General features: G+C 39.8%; 16 protein-coding genes. 11 read left to right on the forward strand and 5 right to left on the reverse strand.

Annotated elements, in window-relative coordinates; translation table 11 throughout:
* Positions 1-183 precede the first annotated feature (183 nt).
* Positions 184-720: a hypothetical protein gene (locus tag AACW45_RS19400; protein ID WP_190628641.1), complete on the forward strand. Its 537-nt coding sequence runs from the start codon at positions 184-186 to the stop codon at positions 718-720.
* A gap of 542 nt (positions 721-1262) precedes the next feature.
* Here AACW45_RS19400 and AACW45_RS19405 read toward each other — a convergent pair.
* Positions 1263-1814, reverse strand: coding sequence for a peroxiredoxin (locus AACW45_RS19405; RefSeq protein WP_190628643.1), 552 nt, complete (start codon positions 1812-1814; stop codon positions 1263-1265).
* A 31-nt stretch (positions 1815-1845) separates the two neighbouring features.
* Positions 1846-2109, reverse strand: a complete 264-nt coding sequence (gene sipA, locus AACW45_RS19410) for a regulatory protein SipA (RefSeq protein ID WP_190539021.1) — start codon at positions 2107-2109, stop codon at positions 1846-1848.
* 628 nt (positions 2110-2737) lie between these two features.
* On the opposite strand from sipA, the gene AACW45_RS19415 reads away from it, so the two are divergent.
* The 3 genes from AACW45_RS19415 (at position 2738) to AACW45_RS19425 (ending at position 6727) form a co-directional block, all read left to right on the forward strand.
* A complete protein-coding gene (locus AACW45_RS19415; protein WP_190628646.1) occupies positions 2738-4828 on the forward strand; it encodes an S-layer homology domain-containing protein in 2091 nt (696 codons plus the stop codon).
* Positions 4829-4933: 105 nt separating this feature from the next.
* Positions 4934-5683 (forward strand): hypothetical protein, encoded by a 750-nt coding sequence (locus AACW45_RS19420; RefSeq protein WP_242045515.1) that lies wholly within the window; start codon positions 4934-4936, stop codon positions 5681-5683.
* Positions 5684-5827: 144 nt separating this feature from the next.
* A complete protein-coding gene (locus tag AACW45_RS19425) occupies positions 5828-6727 on the forward strand; it encodes a nucleotidyl transferase AbiEii/AbiGii toxin family protein (protein WP_190628649.1) in 900 nt (299 codons plus the stop codon).
* Between the two features lie 265 nt (positions 6728-6992).
* Here the strand turns inward: AACW45_RS19425 and AACW45_RS19430 are convergent, their stop codons facing one another.
* From AACW45_RS19430 to AACW45_RS19440, 3 genes are all read right to left on the reverse strand, one after another.
* Positions 6993-9359 carry an adenylate/guanylate cyclase domain-containing protein gene (locus AACW45_RS19430; protein ID WP_190628651.1) on the reverse strand — a complete coding sequence of 789 codons (2367 nt, stop codon included), beginning with the start codon at positions 9357-9359 and terminating at the stop codon, positions 6993-6995.
* A gap of 813 nt (positions 9360-10172) precedes the next feature.
* Complete coding sequence (locus tag AACW45_RS19435) at positions 10173-11135, reverse strand: trypsin-like serine peptidase (RefSeq protein ID WP_190628653.1); 963 nt, start codon at positions 11133-11135, stop codon at positions 10173-10175.
* A 381-nt stretch (positions 11136-11516) separates the two neighbouring features.
* The gene (locus AACW45_RS19440) at positions 11517-12662 is read right to left on the reverse strand and encodes a SpoIID/LytB domain-containing protein (protein ID WP_190628656.1); all 1146 of its coding nucleotides are present in this window, start codon (positions 12660-12662) and stop codon (positions 11517-11519) included.
* 279 nt (positions 12663-12941) lie between these two features.
* Here AACW45_RS19440 and AACW45_RS19445 point away from each other — a divergent pair, with 279 nt between their 5' ends.
* The 7 genes from AACW45_RS19445 (at position 12942) to AACW45_RS19475 (ending at position 18824) form a co-directional block, all read left to right on the forward strand.
* Positions 12942-13532, forward strand: a complete 591-nt coding sequence (locus AACW45_RS19445; RefSeq protein ID WP_190628659.1) for a TetR/AcrR family transcriptional regulator — start codon at positions 12942-12944, stop codon at positions 13530-13532.
* A 247-nt stretch (positions 13533-13779) separates the two neighbouring features.
* Positions 13780-15066, forward strand: coding sequence for an ABC exporter membrane fusion protein (locus AACW45_RS19450; protein WP_190628662.1), 1287 nt, complete (start codon positions 13780-13782; stop codon positions 15064-15066).
* 92 nt (positions 15067-15158) lie between these two features.
* Positions 15159-15494 carry a DUF2834 domain-containing protein gene (locus AACW45_RS19455; RefSeq protein WP_190628664.1) on the forward strand — a complete coding sequence of 112 codons (336 nt, stop codon included), beginning with the start codon at positions 15159-15161 and terminating at the stop codon, positions 15492-15494.
* A 14-nt stretch (positions 15495-15508) separates the two neighbouring features.
* A complete protein-coding gene (devC, locus tag AACW45_RS19460; RefSeq protein WP_190628667.1) occupies positions 15509-16672 on the forward strand; it encodes an ABC transporter permease DevC in 1164 nt (387 codons plus the stop codon).
* A 58-nt stretch (positions 16673-16730) separates the two neighbouring features.
* Positions 16731-17462, forward strand: coding sequence for a DevA family ABC transporter ATP-binding protein (locus AACW45_RS19465; RefSeq protein ID WP_190628669.1), 732 nt, complete (start codon positions 16731-16733; stop codon positions 17460-17462).
* Between the two features lie 320 nt (positions 17463-17782).
* On the forward strand, positions 17783-18439 hold the full coding sequence (locus tag AACW45_RS19470) for a MotA/TolQ/ExbB proton channel family protein (RefSeq protein ID WP_096645951.1): 657 nt from the start codon (positions 17783-17785) through the stop codon (positions 18437-18439).
* Entirely contained in the window at positions 18423-18824 is a 402-nt protein-coding gene (locus AACW45_RS19475; RefSeq protein WP_190539030.1) for an ExbD/TolR family protein, read from the forward strand. The genes AACW45_RS19470 and AACW45_RS19475 overlap by 17 nt, the downstream gene beginning before the upstream one ends.
* Positions 18825-18867: the final 43 nt, after the last annotated feature.

Below are 18867 nucleotides of genomic sequence, written 5' to 3' on the forward strand. Positions count from 1 at the left end.
GTTAGTATAGCGAGTAAATACAAGTTTGCACTAGATTTTTCCCGAAAATATCTCACGGAAGTTTAAATATCTTAGTAAATTGCAACCTGGAGAAACTTTCTGCTGTCTAATGGCGACAAGTTTTAATAAGGACTTCAGTCCTGAAGATAAAGGAACTATTGAAAATTATAGAATTTAAATCAGATGATCGAGTTTTTTCTGTTGGCTCATTCTTTACCCCCAATTGCTGAAGTGAGATTTTCCGCAGACTACTTTAGTGCATATCCCCAACAAATCAGCATAGGCAAAGATGCGCCTGTGTTATATAGTCGTCAGCCTGGGTATTATGCTGTACACTCACAGCAACCGAGAGCGATCGCATCTAACGCAGCTTTAATATTAAATGAGGGAAAAATCGCCGTTTTTGCAGGTGAACCCAAGCCAACAACCACAGATACAGTTAGCCCTGTGTATACATTACCTGGTGGTTCTCTCGCCGTTCCCACAGGTTTAGTCTTTATTCGCTTTGCAGAAAATGTTGATGTTGAATCACAGCAAGCGGCGATTAATCAAGCCGGTTATGAAGTCGCCCAAAAATTAGCTTATGCACCTCATGCAGCTTGGTTACGTGCTAAATCTGGGAAATTAAGCGATGCTTTCCCAGGAATTCGTCAATTACAAGCAATCCCCAATGTAGAAAATGTTGAACCGCAAATGCTGATGGAACGAAGACAGCGTTAGGAAGAAGAAGCAGAGTTATGTTGATATATCTACCCTGCTCGCCACCTTGGCAATTTTTGAGCAGCAGGATAGAGTAATTTCTCTTGTTGGTTTCAATTTAGCGGACTTGCTTTACTTTAATTTATACGGTCATCGCTAAATAAAAGCACGGTTTACTGGGCTTTACAAAGCTCAAGTTTTGTATATTATTTAATTGCACTGCTCTACTTAGGGAACTCCAAAAAATAAATTATGCCAAATTGTAGGGGCGGGGTAACCCCGCCCCTACGAGTTGCGGGTTTGGTAAGTTAATGATTGGAATATTTTTTTATTTGGAAGTCCCTTAATACTATCTATCGCGTTTCAATAATCCTGCGGCAAAGATTTGTTGCGCACTTACTGAATTAACTTACAGCATATTTCAGGTAAATGAGGTAGGCGCTTCGGGGCATGGCAGTGCCAGTGCCCCTACAATCAACGATAATCGATACCTCACCAACTGGCAATCTGCTGTATATACCAATCTTCCCCTCCTCGCTTGCGGGGAGGGGTTAGGGGTGGGGTTAAACGCGCTGTAACTCCTCCAATCGCGCCAGTACTTCTTGACTGTGAATATTGGGATTTACCTTGACGAAAGTTTCCCGCAAAGTTCCCTCTGGATCAATGATAAAACTATGGCGCATAGAGACATAGCCAATCCAAGAACCGTAAGCTTTACTTACTGCACCGTTAGTATCAGCCAATAACGGGAATTTTAGCCCTTCAGAATCACAAAACTCAGCGTGAGAATCAACATCGTCTGCACTCACGCCAATAATTTGCGTATTCTTTTGTATATATTTGGGTAAGTCTTGCTGAAACCGCCGCGCTTCTATGGTGCAACCAGAGGTAAAGTCTTTTGGGTAAAAATAAAGTACTACCCATTTACCATGCAATTGGGAAAGAGAAATTGTCCCATTACCTGTGTTCGTTGGTAAAGTAAAGTCTGGTGCGGGTTGATTAATTTTTGGTAGTGTTCCACCTAATGCATCAGCCACCGGAGTAAAGTTGAGCCAACTCAGAAGCGCAACACAGCTGGCAAATAATATGCTGAAAAAATTACGACGAGATATCATGTACAGATCGGAATTATAACTTTACATAAGTTTATAATTCTTGGGTACTATTTGACTCTGACTGCGACTCAGGCGGGTTATCTGTACTGTCAATATATTGGCTATCGAGTAGAAAAGCTCCTTTGGTAAAACGAATACCCCAATATCCACCAGGACGACGATCAATTACTGTACCTTCTTCACCTAAGTGAATCACATCTGGTGGACGCAGCATAGGCATGGGTTCAGCTGTTTTTACGTAAGGTGGTAGCGCTACCACCCGGACTTTACTACCAATGATAAATTCTTTAGACATGAGACATTGTGATAATACAAGGAGTCGTCAATCAGTCAGAGGTGGGAAGGCGAAGGACAAACGCATCCACAACCCTGGATATCAAAAATCTTACCGCTTCTCCAAGGGTTAGGGGCTAGAGGCTAGGGATTAAGGATTGGGTATTGGGGGTTAAGGGGTGTTTGCAAACCCCTCAAACCTTCAAGCTAAAGCATGAGGCTATATTTAACAAAGCCCACTCATTTAAGCTCAAAAGGCGCAATTGCAGGGGGGTGCAGCACTCGGAGGTGACGGCGACTGTGAAAACACGCCCTAGCCCCTAGTAGTCTGTCGCAAAAATTTCGAGGGGTACAAAACGAACCGCAAAGACACGAAGTACACAAAGGAAGAGAAAATAAGAAGAAACTTACCCCACAGAATTAATGCGATGAACCACTAGTCCCTACCTAGTGACGTAAATGTTGGGTTTCGTTCCTCAACCCAACCTACAATTAAGTCTAAATTTAGAGTTTGAAAATACACCCTAGCCCCTAGCCCCTAGTCTCTAGCCCCTGATTCTCTGTTACCTATTTCCAAAAAAGATGTATTTATTCTATAAGAGTGATTATAACTAGGTTATTATTCATCACTGTCTTAAATTAAACAAATAATGGTGAACTCTACCCTCGTGTCCACAATCTATGTTAATTCTGTACAAGGGAATGATGCTAACGCTGGTTCGCGGTTGAGTCCCTTTAAAAGTCTCACCCGTGCTTTAAAAGCATCAACTAAATTTACAATTATTCAGTTAAGTCCGGGAACTTATAGCACTGCTACTGGTGAGGCGTTTCCCCTAATTATTCCGGTGGGGGTAATTGTTGTGGGTAATGAAGCTAACAAAGGCGCTGGTATTGTGATTATTGGCAGTGGCACTTATCAAAGTCCGAGCTTTGGTACCCAAAATATTACGCTGCTATTACAAGAAGATGCTAGTCTCCGGGGCGTAACGGTCACAAATACTACTTCTAAAGGAACTGGTGTTTGGATTGAATCAACCGCGCCAAATGTCTCTAATAATACTTTTATTAACTGTGCGCGGGAAGGTATATTTACTACAGGTTCAGCGAAACCGGCGATTTTAGATAATGTATTTTTGCAAAATGCTGCTAGCGGATTAACAATGGCACGCAATAGCAAAGGCGAAGTATTAAGGAATATTTTCCAGAAAAATACCTTGGGGATCGCCATTAGTGACTTTGCTGCGCCTTTAATCGCCAATAATAAATTAACTGAAAATCAAACTGCGATCGCTCTTTCGCGAGATGCTAAACCTGTATTGCGGCAAAATACAATTACTAACAATACCCAAGGCGGTTTATTGGTGAATGGTAACGCCATTCCTGATTTAGGTAGTACCCAAGACGCAGCTGGGAATATTTTCCACAATAATCAAGGATTCGATTTACAGAATGTCACTGCATTACAGCTCGTTTCTGTTGGTAATCAATTAAACCCCATCCAGGTAAAAGGAGCCGTAGATTTTCTTTCTGCGACAGTAGAAGTTCCCAGCCAGGTATCAGTTGGTACTAGTTTTTACGATCTCGGTGGACATTGGGCGGTGGCTTTTGTGGAAGCTTTAGTTGGTAAAGGCTTAATTAGTGGCTTTCCTGATAGTTCCTTTAAACCTAATGCGCCAATCACCCGCGCTCAGTATGCTGCTATAATTGCCAAAACTTTTCCACCACCGAATGGGAGTAAGGTTAGTAATTTTACAGATATCAAATCAGATTATTGGGCAGCATCAGCCATCTTAAGGGCTGCCAATATGGGCTTTGTCAGTGGATTTCCTGATGGTACTTTTCGTCCAGAACAAAACTTAACTAAAATTCAGGCGATTGTATCAATTGTGAATGGTTTGCAATGGAGTGGGGGGAACTCGAATGTGTTGAGTGTCTATCGCGATCGCGCCCAAATTCCCAGTTATGCTACTAATGCTGTAGCAGTGGCTACGCAAAAACTTTTGGTAGTCAATTATCCAACAACTGAACAACTAGAACCATTAAAAGATATTTCTCGTGCTGAAGTCGCAGCCTTAATTTATCAGGCATTAGTCGCCATTGGGCAAGAAAAAGCGATCGCTTCGCCTTATATTGTCAATCCTGAGATCAATATTCCTTCCTTTAGTGACCTAAAAGGCCATTGGGCGGAAGAATTTATTCGCGGATTGGTGAGTATGGGCTTAAGCAGTGGTTTTGCTGATGGTAGCTACCAGCCAGATAAACCCATGACTCGCGCCCAATATGCATCCTTAGTGGCGACGGCGTTTAACCCGACAGCGAAACGCCCAGCTATTGAATTTACCGATATAGCTAAGGATTTTTGGGCGGCTAAGGCGATTCAAACTGCGGCGATGGGTGGATTTGTTGGCGGATTTAGCGATCGCACTTTCCGTCCGGATCAAAACGTGCAGCGCTTACAAGTCATTGTCTCTCTAGTCAACGGCTTAGGTTTACCCGCAGCCGATATTGATAACTTACTAGCTTATAGCGATCGCAATACAATTCCCGAATACGCCCGTCAAGCCGTAGCTACCGCCACCCAACAGCAGATAGTAGTTAATTACCCAAATTCTCAGCAGCTTGTGCCAGTTCGGGAAGCGACACGTGCCGAAGTTGCTGCAATGGTTTATCAAGCTTTGGTGGCAATTCAGCGCACAAAAGCTATTAATTCCCCCTACATCGTCTCCCACGCAAGCAATTGACCAAGTAGAATAAGAAACATTTCCTATTAATTTAAAAACTCTTGGGTAAGCACCCTGTAGCTAAAAGCTCTTGTGCTGACAAGCAATGGGTAAAAAATATAACTTATGTCTGAAGCTCATAGCTCCATGTTAACACCAGTTACAGACAACTATGCCGACTTAGCAACGGCATTATTAACTCACTATAGCTTTGACCTCAGTGGTTACAGTGCCAGTGAGCTAATTAAACGTTGGCAAACCAATTACCCCATTGATTGGCTGCATATTGCCGTGATTGAAGCATTGTATCAAGGTCGCTATAAAGCAGTTTCAGTACAGCAAATTTTAAACTTTTGGCAACGGCGCGGTCAGGCGACTTATCATTTCAATATGGAATTTCAGCGTCTAATTTGTAGCAAATTCCCAGAAAGCTTAACTTCTATCCCCACCCCTATTTTATCTCCAGCAAAGAAAAGCCTCTCTCCGGAAAATAATCACTATCATTTAGCATCTGCCGATGTTTCTGGATTACCAAGCCAGTTAGATCGAGAATATAGCCAAAGAAAACTTACATCCGTAAAAGCCCTACAAGAAGCACAGCAGCCCGTTGTCAGGGAAGATAGGGTAGAAGTATCTTCTCGTGCTGTACCGCCCGTAGCGGCTGTACAACCCAGCATCCAGCCAGAGAATAATTATCGGGAACAGCGATTATTACCATCGAGTGCGAGCCACCATCCGATTGGACAATTTACACCTGAAACAAGCGATCGCACTGAATCTTTTACATCAAAACTTAAAGCTATGTCTAGCAAGCCAATGCTAGGTAGAACTCATACAAGAGAAAAAATTAAAGATGAGAATAGCGCTGTAAATTGACAATTATCGACAAAATATAAAAAATATAGAGTTTGTTTTTGATTGTATTTATGGATTAAATTCGGAAAACACGCGCTAATGAAAATGGTAAATTACTTTTTACAGTTATTGTCAAAATAAACCCTAAGTTATCTAATTAATATTATGCTCAACCCACCGAATTTACCATTTCTCAAATCTATTGGTTGGCAAATAAACAATATAAATCAATTAACTGAAAAAGAAATGCTCCAATTGTACCAGCGCAATTGGCATCACAAAAGTACTTTTATAAATTTTCCTAAAGAAGAAAAAGACTTTGTACATTATTTAGCCAAAAAATATAAATCTTGGATATTGCCAGATTTGGAAATGTTTAATTTAAGTCATCACAATACAATACTCAATATTCTGAATAATCTTAATTTTGAAGTTTTAAAAAATGCTTCTGCTCACTTTGCAGGTGGTACGCTTTTAGCTTTAGAATATGATGAATATAGGCTAAGTAAAGATATTGATTTTCTCTTTCCCTACGCAACGGAAAATTATCGATATTTAAGAAATTTAGTTTACGATGCAGGAATTGAGATTTTATTTCAAAACACTAGAGATATTCAATTAGGTGAAAGCACAATAAATCAATATGGTATTCGCTTCCCTGTTACGGTTAATGAAACAACTATTAAAGTAGAAATTGTAGCCAATGGAGCTTTTACTCTAGATCCTCCGATTTATCCAAAATGGGCAAATATTCCTTGTTTGAGTATCAGTGATAGGTTTACATCAAAACTTATGGCTAATGCTGATAGATGGAACGACTCTAGTACACAATCTAGAGATTTGATTGATTTAGCAATGTTACGAGTAAATAATCAAATGTCTTTAGGAGCAATTGCTAAAGCTGAAGCAACCTATGAAGTTAGAAAGCCGCTACTGAAAGCTATCAATAATTTTCTTGAGAAAGAAGAATATCGAAATAAATGTTTTCAGCAGCTAAATGTACCTGAAGAAAAAAAAGCAACGATAATGAATGGAATTGATTTGCTAATTGTTGATTTTCAATAATTTGAATAAAATTATCTAAATTAAGCAAGTCAGCGTAAATAAACCAAACTATATTACCAAACTTACAGCATCTTCCTGTAAATAGACCACGCTGTAGGGGCACGGCATCAGTAAAATTATTGTATGTACCAAAAGATTGTCGGTGCCGTGCCCCTACGATAGATGTGGTTCAAATAGGTGAAAACTGCTGTAAATAGCCTGTAAACCCTTACCATTGACAAATGATAAAGACAGCTCTAGCCAGTATTGTCGTTACGCCAACCTATTATTTGCGCCCCATTAAGAGATAAGTTGTGATTTTTCCAGCTTCTGGAAGTGAAATGTAACCTCGTTTTTCCAGCAAAAAATCATGACGCAAACGTTTATAAGTATTTTGTGTAACTTGAATTTGTCCGGGAATTCCTTGAGATTCCATGTAACTAGCTAGGTTTACAGTTTCTCCCCAGCGCTGATAGTTAAATTTTTCTACTTCCATAATCCCCAGAATAACAGGGCCGCTATGAATGCCGATGCGGATGTGAAAATTTTGGTGATGTTCGCTGTTAAATAAGGCGATCGCAGTTTGCATATCTAAAGCCATGTGCGCGATCGCTTGTGCGTGATCCCCTCGCCGCAATGGAAAGCCGCCCATCACCATATATACTTCATTCATCGGCTGGATTTTTTGCAGGCTATATCGTTCGCTGAGGCGATCGAAAGCAGCAAAAATGGGATTGAGTAAACTCACCAATTGAATTGCACTCATAGAGCCAGCAATTTCACTTAAACCCACAATATCTGCAAATAAAACTGTTACCTCTGCAAAGTCTTTCGCCACTACATCTACTGGTTGGGGAGGTTGCACAATTACCTCAGCCGAAATATTTTGTAATAGCCGTTTAGTTTCTTCCTGTTGATGACGTAGCGCTTGTTCAGCTAAAATTCGCTGAGTAATGTTGCGAAAAATCCCCCGAATCGCTGCTGGTTTACCTGCGACAAATTTACAATTAATATTCCCTTCTAAAAAGATTGTTTGCCCGTTTTTGCTGACAAATGCCGTTTGCACCTGTTCTAAAGTTGCTCCTGCCATCATCACGTTATAAAACTTTTGTCGGCTGCGTTGTTGATAATCGGGGTGAATAATATCAAAAATATTCATCTCGGCAATTTCTGATTGACTATATCCTAAAGCTTTTTGCCATGCTTTATTCACATATAAAAATCTGCCGTAAACATTAACAGACTGAATTAAATCGTTAGCATTTTCTAATAAATCGCGATATCGTTCTTCACTTTCTATTAATGCTGCTTCTGTATATTTACATTTGATAAAATTGGCAATTTGACTGCCAATAGCCACAAATAATTGCAATAATTCTGTATCTTTTGGTTGCACTTCTTGACTCAAAAATACCATCACCCCGATAATTTTATTGTCGTCTAAAATCGGGAAGCCAAATGCTGAGTGCAATCCCGCAGCTGCGGCTGGTTGCGATCGCTGTGTATCATCATCATTGGCAATTTCTTTAATCCACAATGGCGAACGTCTCGCCCAAATTCTCCCAGGTAAACCGACACCAGAGTTATAAGTCGTCTGCCAAGTAATTGCTTTAAATTCTCGCGCCGAAACTAAGCGAGTAGATTTGAGTTCTACACATCTGAGAACGGCATTGTTACTATCTGTATGCACCGATGTCGTGATATATTGACCAGGCGTCCATAATTCCCCTAAATCCCAACCTAAAGTTTGACAAATTGCCTGCAAAATTCGCGGCATTGCCTCTTTGACAGATTGAGCTTCTGATAAAATGTGGGTAATAGCATACTGGGCACATATACGTTGTTCTCGACGCTGGCGATCGGTAATATCCCTACCGATATAGATAATATCTTCTAAATTATCTAAATGTTTAATAACCGAACAAGAAAAAGCAATTAATAATTTCTCTCTTTTTTTGCTCCGACAAGCTACTTCAATATTTGAAGAATTTTGCTGAGATAGGGAATATTTTTTGAGAACATTTTGAAATAATTCATAATTATCAATAATTACAGATATTGACTTACCTAATAGTTCCGCTTCACTGTAACCAAATAATTTTTTAGTTGCTGAATTAACTTTTTTGATAATTCCCGCCGGACTGGTTACCAACAATGCATCAGCCATTGAATTGATAACTTGTTCCATGTAATTTTTGTAAGCTGTTAAAGTACTTGATAGCAGACTAGCTTCATGATATCGCTGCACTAATTTATGTTCTAAAGCTAACCTATCTGTCACTTCTTCAATCAGCACAATTAACTTACTTTCAGATTGGGGTTCAAGTTGTTCGCCAATAATATATATATCTATGTAGATTTCCGATATTTCTTGATTGTCAGATATTTCCTGACTGTCTCGTCTAATTCCTTCTAGTTCAAATAACTCCTGTTCTCCGGCGATGATCGATGCTAAAATTTCTTCTAAGCCGATAAATTCTGGAAAACTCAGGCGCACATCTTTTCCTAAACTTACCTCTTCCGGTTGAGCAGCAAACCTGGTTACAGCCTCTGACATATCTACAATATGTAAATTCCCATCTAACTCCAAGCGTTCAAATTTCCGTTGGAAAGAAGGTTTATTGAAAATCCGCTCTAATACCTGGTATTTCATATTGGTGAGGGAATAACCATTCAAGCAATGACTGAATGAAAACTCAGCAGCAATTATAGGGATGAAGATGAGAGTAGGATTAGATCGCGATCGCCATATATCCCCATTCCTCTACTGAGAACTTAGCAACTCATACCCAACATTTGGTTTTCGCAATTCACCACACAGCAACACTGATAACTCTGAACCTATTGTTACCAATAGTTATTCAATAGACAAAGTTTAGTCGATTCAGCCTAAAGATTGTTCATCTGTCTGCCATTAATTTATCTTATTTTTAAATCAATCTATCCTTAGTCAAGATATATTAATAATTTTATGGTTTGATAACTAAAATTTGCTCGCCTGAATTATAGTTAAAAAATTCTGATAATAACGCTTAGAAAGGCTTATCTCAACAATGAATTAATTTCACAACTCAGATAGAATGGCTATATAAAAGCATATCGCAAATATCCTAAATTATTTTTATTTTCCTACTTCTGTAGGTTTGTATAATTAAATATAGCTGGCAAGGGTTGTCATTGGTCATTTGTCATTTGTCATTTGTCATTTGTCATTGGCAAGGGATTCCCGTCTATTTAAGTTTTATAATATAGTTTTGTTGATTAATAATTACTTTACTTTTGAAAAGTGAATTTTTAAAAGCAGAAATTCACCATAATTATAGGTCAATAGGGTTCAGAGAATGTTATGCCAGAACAATAGTAGTATCCAGACCGCAAAAATTATGTATCAGCGATATTAGCTGCTAATTTATGTAGAGACTTTCTAGCCAAAGCCTCTACATAATAAAATCAAATAGTGTAAATTTTACCTATTGCCAGCCAATTCATCTAAAAAGGAAATTTTGACTGCCAAGTTGATGATATCTTGATTAGTCCTGCGATTTTTAATTTCCGCGTTATTCAAGGCCACAATATATGGTTGTCCATCAATGACGCCAATTAAGGGGCCGCCAGAAGAACCGCCGGCTGTGTCGCAATCATGAAATAGAACATTATCCTCCTCTTTCACAATACTACATCCCGCCTGAAATCCGGCTGTGTATCCAGGGCCAGCTGTCAAATATTCATAGCCTTTTTTCGTAGGATTAGGAAAGTCACCAGAGTAGCCAACGAAAAATAATTTTTCTTTATAATTAAGTAGTGTCTGAGGTGATAGAGATTTCCAGCCTAAATAACCATATTTCCGCCCAAGGGGCTTATCAATTTTCATCACAGCCCAATCGTTAACTTGGTTACTGTAGTCATTACCAGTAAAGTTTGTGCCATAAATTACTTGCACTGCTTGGGCTACATCTCTTCTATTGCTGACAGCACCATTAACTACATTTGGTCTAAAGAGAATTTTTTGACTGAGTTGATGAGTTTCTGGATCGATTACACAGTGAGCATTGGTTAAAACTATATCATCAGCAATTAAGGTACCAGTACAGTGATATTGTTTAGCATCAGTTGTTGTTCCTTCGACCCGGCCAATTGTTGACCAAGGATAATCGCGACTCAACATGGGGACGCGATCGTCTATACCATCAGGAATTCCTCTTCTACCACCAGTTGGTTTTTCAGTTTGTCTGAGGGACTCAGGTTTAAAGGGGTTACCATTACCTGAAATTTTTGTTTGACCTGGTTTGAATTCAGTAAATTTAGGTGCAGAAGTGGGTTGTGATTCTGTCTGTGCTTGTACGGATATCGAACCACCGACAGCGATCGCACTCAAAACTCCGACGGCAAACAAAGCTAAATATTTCTTGTATATTGGTTTTGTACTCATTGAATGATTTCTCCAGGATAGAAGTAGGGGTTAGGGGCTAGGGGTTAGGGGTTAGGGATGAGATGAAAAATTTTTCACCACTATAGTATTTAGGTAGTAATTACCTATTACTTGTTCCCTAATTACAAGTCAGAATGGAGCGGATATTTTATGCTTTGTTGTATCTCAAGCACAGATCATCAATTTGTTTGACTCGGCGGATTTATAATTACGAGATACTATATATCTAGCGATTTGCAGCTTATGCAGTTTTTTGGCAGTTGAGTGCAAAAATAGGTTTCACGGACTTCCAGAAAATCAAAAACTCCATCCACAAGGCTTCCGCCGTGAGCGTCAGCCGAACGGGGATGAAGTTTTTCAGCATGAGTGATGAGGAAAATATTACTTAGCTTTAATTGGAGTTAAAGCTACACCTTGGTAATAATGTCCCAAAATTTGTAGATGGTTTGCGCCTTGGCGTGCTAAATTATACGCTCCCCATTGACTCATGCCGATGCCGTGACCAAAGCCTAGCCCTTGGAGGATAAAGCTACCATCAGCACCTTTACTGACGTTAAAGCGAGTGCTTTTTAGCCTCAGTGCAGTACGTACTTGTTCACCTTTGAGTACTTTCGTACCGCGATCGCCAATAATTCGCAGGGCTTTCACGCTTTGAAATGGCGAACGTTCTTCGGGTATCATATCTTTGACATTACCGACACCAGAAATCATAGAACCGATTTCCCCAGGCGTGAAGCTTCTCACCCAATTACACTCTTTAATATTTTGATCGTAATCTTGAACTGCACGTAGGTAAGGTTCTTTGCTTTGCCAGACATCTTCGACATTTTCTGTATGTCCGCCTGAGCAAGCGTGGAAAACTGAGAGAATAATTTTGTTGTTGTAGGTTAATACTTGCCCAGCTGTAGCATCAACTGCGGCGTAGGTTCCAGGAGACTCACTACTGACACCTTTATAAATTTGCCAGCGATCTGGAGTATCGCCTAAATCAAAAATGGGGTTACTGCGTTGCTTTTCTCTTTCGTATAAAGCATAAGTGCGTGCGGCGATCGCTTGGGCTTTTAAAGCTTCTTGCGGCCATCGGGAGTCCATTTCCCCACCGATAACGCTGTAAAGATACTCCTCTGTATCTACCCAGTTAACGGCTGTTAAGCCTTTATCTGTGGGTACAACCAGAGTTCTACCGCGATACCAGCGATCGCCAATATAAACGAATCCTTTACCTGTAGGCTCAATCCAAAATAAACCAGATTGCCATTTATCTAAAGCGACACCACCAGAAACAGCTTGCGCATAAAACGCACTCATCGCTGGTAATTGTCCGAGAGTCCGTCCTGTTCCATCCTTGATGACTGCTGCTGTCGAACTCCCAACTTTTACTTGATTAACATTCCTCTCTATGGCGATGCGTAAGATTACAGATGCTTGCGCCGGTGCAACCAAAGCTATCCACAAGAGAATACCTAACCACCAATGTTGTCCTTTAATCTGGGAAAGTATAGAGCCAAATAAAATGGGAAATTTCATGCCGATCGTTTAATCACGTTAGTATCTGTTTGAGGCTGTGGAGTAATCGCATCTACAACTAAAGATGAGACGCTTTTCCATCAATGGAGGTTGCCACCTTTTACTAATTATGCATCGTAGTCCCAGCAAAGAAATGCATGGCAATCAATCTGTTGTTTGAGGTTTTCAATTGATTTAGAAAAAGAAAAATATTTAACTTATCAACTGTATCTTGACAACTCAGTGTTAAGGATTATATCTTTAATATATAACGAGCGTTCGATATAAATTAGTCCAATTATGCCGAAGATTGTTGATCGCGAACAATACCGCAAAGAACTGCTCGGTAAGTGCTTTGATTTATTTGCGCAAAAAGGCTATAGCGCCATCACCATGAGGGAAATAGCCCAAGGCTTAAATGTATCTACGGGAACGCTGTATCATTATTTTCCCAGTAAACAAGCGTTATTTGAACAATTATTAGAAGAAATTAGCCAGCAAGATGTGGCATTAGCCTTAGCAGAATTAGGAGGTAAAAAAACACTACCAGAAGCAATGGCAGCATTAGCCAGATACTTAATCAAAAACGAAGATTACTTTATTAAGTGGACATACATTTGGGTTGATTTTTGTCAACATCAAGACTCGGAACAAATAAAAATTAGTGGTGCTTTGAAGCGGGCTAATCAGCGATATCAACAAGCAGCCTGTGATTTTTTAGGAATTGAAGATCCAGTTATAGCTTCCTTTTTATTGAGTTTCGTCAATGGTTTGATTTTGGAAAAACTATGGGGAGATGAAACGATTTGTTTTACAGAACAATGCGCTTTATTAGGTAAAATGCTCGCGGCGTATTTGCAGATAAATAGGGGCTATAGCAATCCTATGTGAGTTGTGAACATTATTTTTTAATGAACCGCCAAGACGAGGCAGTGCGTTGGGCGGCTTTGCCGACTTGAAGCAACTGCCGTGCCAAGTACGCCAAGGATAAGAGAAAAAACTGAGAATTAGTGAATTTCACAAATGATTTAGGATTGCTATAGAGGGAGGACAAGGAGGACAATTGTACAGACGCGATTCATCGCGTCTCTAAGCAATGACAAATGACAAATGACAAATGACTAATTAAGAGGAAAATATGCTACACAGGGTGTTTTTTAAACCACAAAATCGCGGAATAATTGTATTAGGAATTGCGGCTACAGCAATTACTAGTGGCATTGCTGTTTATACGATTTCTCAATTTGGTCAATTTGGGCGCACTGCTTCCTCGGAAGTACCAGCTGCACCAGTGGTACAAAAAGTCACGGCTTTAGGAAGACTGCAACCAGAAGCTGAGGTAATTAAGTTGTCTGCGCCTTTAGCCTTAGATGGCGATCGCATTGCGAAAATTTTGGTAGAAGAAGGCGATCGCGTTAAAGGTGGACAAGTAATCGCCGTTTTAGATTCGCGCGATCGCTTGCAAACTGCGGTACTCCAAGCGCAAAAACAAGTGCAAGTGGCGCAGGCGAAACTCGCGCAAGTGAAAGCTGGGGCGAAAACCGGCGACATTCAAGCACAACAAGCCACAGTGGAACGTTTACAAGCCCAATCTCAAGGCGATCGCCAAAGTCAACAAGAAGCGATCGCCCGTTTAGAGGCACAATGGCAAGGAGATAGAATCGCCCAAGAAGCGACAATTAAAAAACTTGCAGCCGAACTGAATAATGCCGAAGCAGAATATCTGCGTTATCAACAATTATATAAAGATGGGGCAATTTCTAGCTCTGCATTTGATAGTAAGCGTTTGAGCGTAGAAACCACCAAACAACAGCTAGATGAAGCCAAAGCCGTTCTCAACCGGATCAATACTACTGCTAAGAGACAACTAGCAGAAGAGAAAGTAGCACTTAACCGAATTAACGCCACAGGTAATAAACAAATCAGCGAAGCCAAAGCCACATTAAATAGTATTGCCGAAGTCCGCCCCGTAGATATAGCCGCAGCGCAAACAGAAGTAGACAATGCGATCGCATCCCTCAAACGTGCCCAAACAGACTTAGCAGCAGCTTATATCAAAGCACCCACCGCCGGACAAATTCTCAAAATTCATTACCGCGCTGGCGAGAAAATCGGCGAATCAGGAATTGCAGATTTTGCTCAAACTGACCAAATGATAGCAGTTGCCGAAGTTTATCAAAGTGATATTAGCAAGGTAAAACTAGGACAAAAAGCCGTAATTACCGGTCAAGCATTTACAGGAGAAATAGGCGGTAAAGTTTCTCAAGTAGGCTTACAAGTTAATAGACAAAACGTTTTTAGCAACCAACCCGGAGAAAACCTTGATAGCCGAGTAGTTGAAGTGAAAATTCGCCTTAACCCTGAAGATAGCAAACGAGTTGCAGGTTTGACAAACTTGCAAGTACAAACAGCAATCGAACTGTAAAGTTTATTTAATGTAAAGCATAACGAATGTTCGATATAAAGTCTGATTAGAAATTCGCAAAAAACAGTAATTTCTCGCAGGTGGATATAATCATGATGCAAATTATATACCTTTTACTTTGTATCCTGGGCTTCGTTTTACCTTACTCGCAATTCATACCATTTATTTTAGAAAATGGTTTGGATATCAAGCTATTTTTTGACCAGCTATTTGCTAATCAAATTTCTGGTTTCTTTGGCATGGATGTGATTATTTCTTCCCTAACTTTCTGGACATTAGTATTTTGGGAAGGAACAAGCCTAAAAATGAGAAATCTCTGGATTTATGTATTGTGTAATCTTTTAGTCGGTGTTTCATTTGGGCTGCCTTTATTTCTGTTAATGCGACAACGCAAAATTGAACAGCAAAGTGAAATACCAAATTATTAAGGGGTGATTTCTAGATGTTTCCTAAATTCCGTAAAACACCGCTAGCTTGGCGACAGTTAATGAAAGAAAAAACCCGCCTCGCTGTAGCAGTGGCAGGTATTACCTTTGCTGATATGCTAATGTTTATTCAGTTGGGTTTTGAGAGTGCGCTGTTTGATGCAGCCATCAAACCCCATCGGAATTTACAAGCAGATTTAGTTTTAATTAATCCCCAATTTCAGACTTTATTTTCAGTTAAAAGCTTTTCTCGCGAACGCTTATATCAAACATTAAGTCATGACAGCGTGAAATCGGTAAACTCGGTTTACATCAGCACCGGACAATGGCGAAATCCCCAAACTCGTCTCGATCGCGCCATTTTAGTTTGGGGAATAGATCCAGCACAACCCGCTTTTTTATTCCCAGAAATCAAGCAACATCAAAATGATTTGAAGCAATTATATCAAGTCATGTTTGACCAAGCAGGTCGTCCTGAATATGGCGATATTGCTACTACTTTAAAGCAAACAGGTAACTTTCAAACTGAATTAAATAGCAAAGCTATTAATGTCAAAGGTGTATTTAGTAATGGTGCTTCCTTTGCTGCTGATGGAAATGTAATTACTAGTGATTCTACCTTTTTGCAACTCTTCCCCGATCGCAAAGCCGATCGCATCGAAGTCGGCTTAATTACTCTCAAACCTGATGCTGAACCGGAAAAAGTACGATCGCAATTAGAAGCGATTTTACCTAAAGATGTTCTCGTTCTTACCCCCGAAGGCTTTGCCCAAATTGAAAAAAATTATTGGGCTACCGGTACTGGTATTGGCTTTATTTTTGGCTTAGGTGTCGGTGTAGGATTTATCGTCGGGATCGTCATTGTTTATCAAATCCTCTATTCCGATGTTTCCGATCATTTACCAGAATACGCCACCCTCAAAGCAATGGGTTATAGCGATCGCTATTTACTCGGAGTTTTGTTACAAGAAGCATTATTCTTAGCTATCTTAGGTTTTTTACCCTCCTTTTTCCTGTCTTTAGGGCTATATCAGCTAACCTACACCGCAACATTATTGCCCATTTCCATGACAGTAGAACGAGCCATTAGGGTATTTATTTTAACTATTGTTATGTGTACTTTCTCCGGGGCGATCGCTATGCGCAAACTCCGCGCTGCCGATCCCGCCGATATTTTCTAGTTTAAATGTTGGTTGTTGATTGTTGACTGTTGACTGTTATTAAATCTCTCAAAATCCTATGTTTATCGAATCTCCATCAACCGCTTTAGAACCAGTAATTAGTATTAGTAATCTGAATCATTATTTTGGTTCGGGTGCGCTAAAAAAACAAGTATTATTTGATATTAATTTAGGCATTAAAGCTGGTGAAATAGTCATTATGACTGGCCCTTCTGGGTCTGGTAAAACAACGCTTTTAACCCTCATGGGGGGATTGCGATCGGCTCAAGATGGTAGCTTAAAAATCTTAGGACAAGAAATTTGTGGTGCTAACAAACAGCAATTAACTAAACTACGTCGCCAGATTGGTTACATTTTTCAAGCCCATAACTTGATGACATTTTTAACAGCTAAAGAAAACGTGCGCATGTCGTTAGAGTTACACGATCAGTATCTACATCAAGACTTGGATAGTAAAGCGATCGCTATGCTAGAAACTGTAGGGCTAGGAGAACGTGTCAATTACTACGCCGAAAACCTTTCTGGAGGACAAAAGCAGCGAGTTGCGATCGCCCGCGCCTTAGTCAGTCATCCCAAAATTGTCTTAGCAGACGAACCTACAGCCGCACTCGATAAAAAATCAGGGCGTGATGTTGTCGAATTAATGCAAAAATTAGCCAAAGAACAAGGCTGTACAATATTATTAGTAACCCATGACAACCGTATTCTCGATATTGCCGATCGCATTATTTATATGGAAGATGGGCAATTAAAAAGTGATGATATAGATGTTGTCGCTAAAGTCAATTAAGTATTTATTAAAAAATAAATCATCATATTTATACTGTAGGCTGGGCAATGCCAAGTTTACATAGTTTGTATGATTACCTAATACCAATTTACAAAAATAAGGTGACATATTGTAGGGGCATGGCAATGCCATGCCCTCTAAATTGGATTAATGTGTCGCCAAAATTATTTGAATTGGTATAAAATCTGCATATATTAAAAATGAATATTTCAACTATGACACATTGTCAAAGATTGACTGGAGATTTTAAGCTATGATACCAGCTTAGTTAATCCAGTGGTTTGTAATTTTAAGATTGTTGAGGAGTGGCAAAATTCTCGATGAATAATATTGGTAATTTATTTACAGCAGGCGGCGTGGTGATGTGGCCTCTGTTAGGATTTTCTATCTTAGCAGTAGCGCTAATTATTGAAAGAATCGTCTTTTGGGTGAAAATAAATAATCGGCAAAATCGCGTAGTCCGAGAAGTATTACAACTGTATCGTCTAGATAATGTAGTTGGCGCTTTAGATAAATTGCAGCAAAATGCTGATTTACCCATGTCGCGGATTTTTCTCGCCGCTTTAGAATTAGAAGAACCGACTCCAGAAGAATTCCGTTTAGCCTTAGAAAGCGAAGCCCAAGCCGAAATTCCCTTACTCAAGCGCTTTCAAAACATTTTTGATACTATCATTGGTCTGGCACCCCTGTTAGGACTTCTCGGTACAGTTTTAGGATTAATTATCTCTTTTGAATCCTTAGATATTGGTGATGTTGGTAGTACAAAAACATCAAATGTAACTGGGGGGATTAGTCAAGCCTTAGTATCTACAGCCTCAGGATTAATTGTCGCTATCTTTACACTTTTCTTTGCCAATTCCTTTCGCGGATTGTACATGCGCCAGATAGCTTGGATTCAAGAATATGGCGGACAGTTAGAATTACTTTACCGCCGTCGCTATGAAAGAGGAGACAGATCCTATGCGCCTACCAGATGAACCAGATATTCCCGCCCAGATTAACATCGTCCCCATGATCGATGTGATTTTTGCGATTTTGACGTTTTTTATCATGTCAACTTTGTTTTTAACTCGTTCAGAAGGGTTACCAGTTAATTTACCTAAAGCCGGATCGGCACAACAACAAGCCAGCGCTCCGATTACTGTTACATTAGATGCAGAAGGCAAAATCAGTGTAAACCGCAAAGCGGTGGATATCGAGGTATTAGGAGAACAAGTCCGTACATTTATGGGTAATAATCCCGAAGCCTTAGTGGTAATTAACGCCGATGAACGAGTTAATCACGGTAAGGTAGTGGCTGTCATGGATCGATTACGTCAGGTAAAAGGTGCTAAATTAGCGATCGCCACTCAAAAACCCTAGTCAGCTATCAACAAATCTTTATTGTTGGGGAAAAGTACAAGTT

Source organism: Calothrix sp. FACHB-168, from assembly GCF_963889195.1.
Lineage (GTDB): Bacteria > Cyanobacteriota > Cyanobacteriia > Cyanobacteriales > Nostocaceae > Aulosira > Aulosira anomala_A.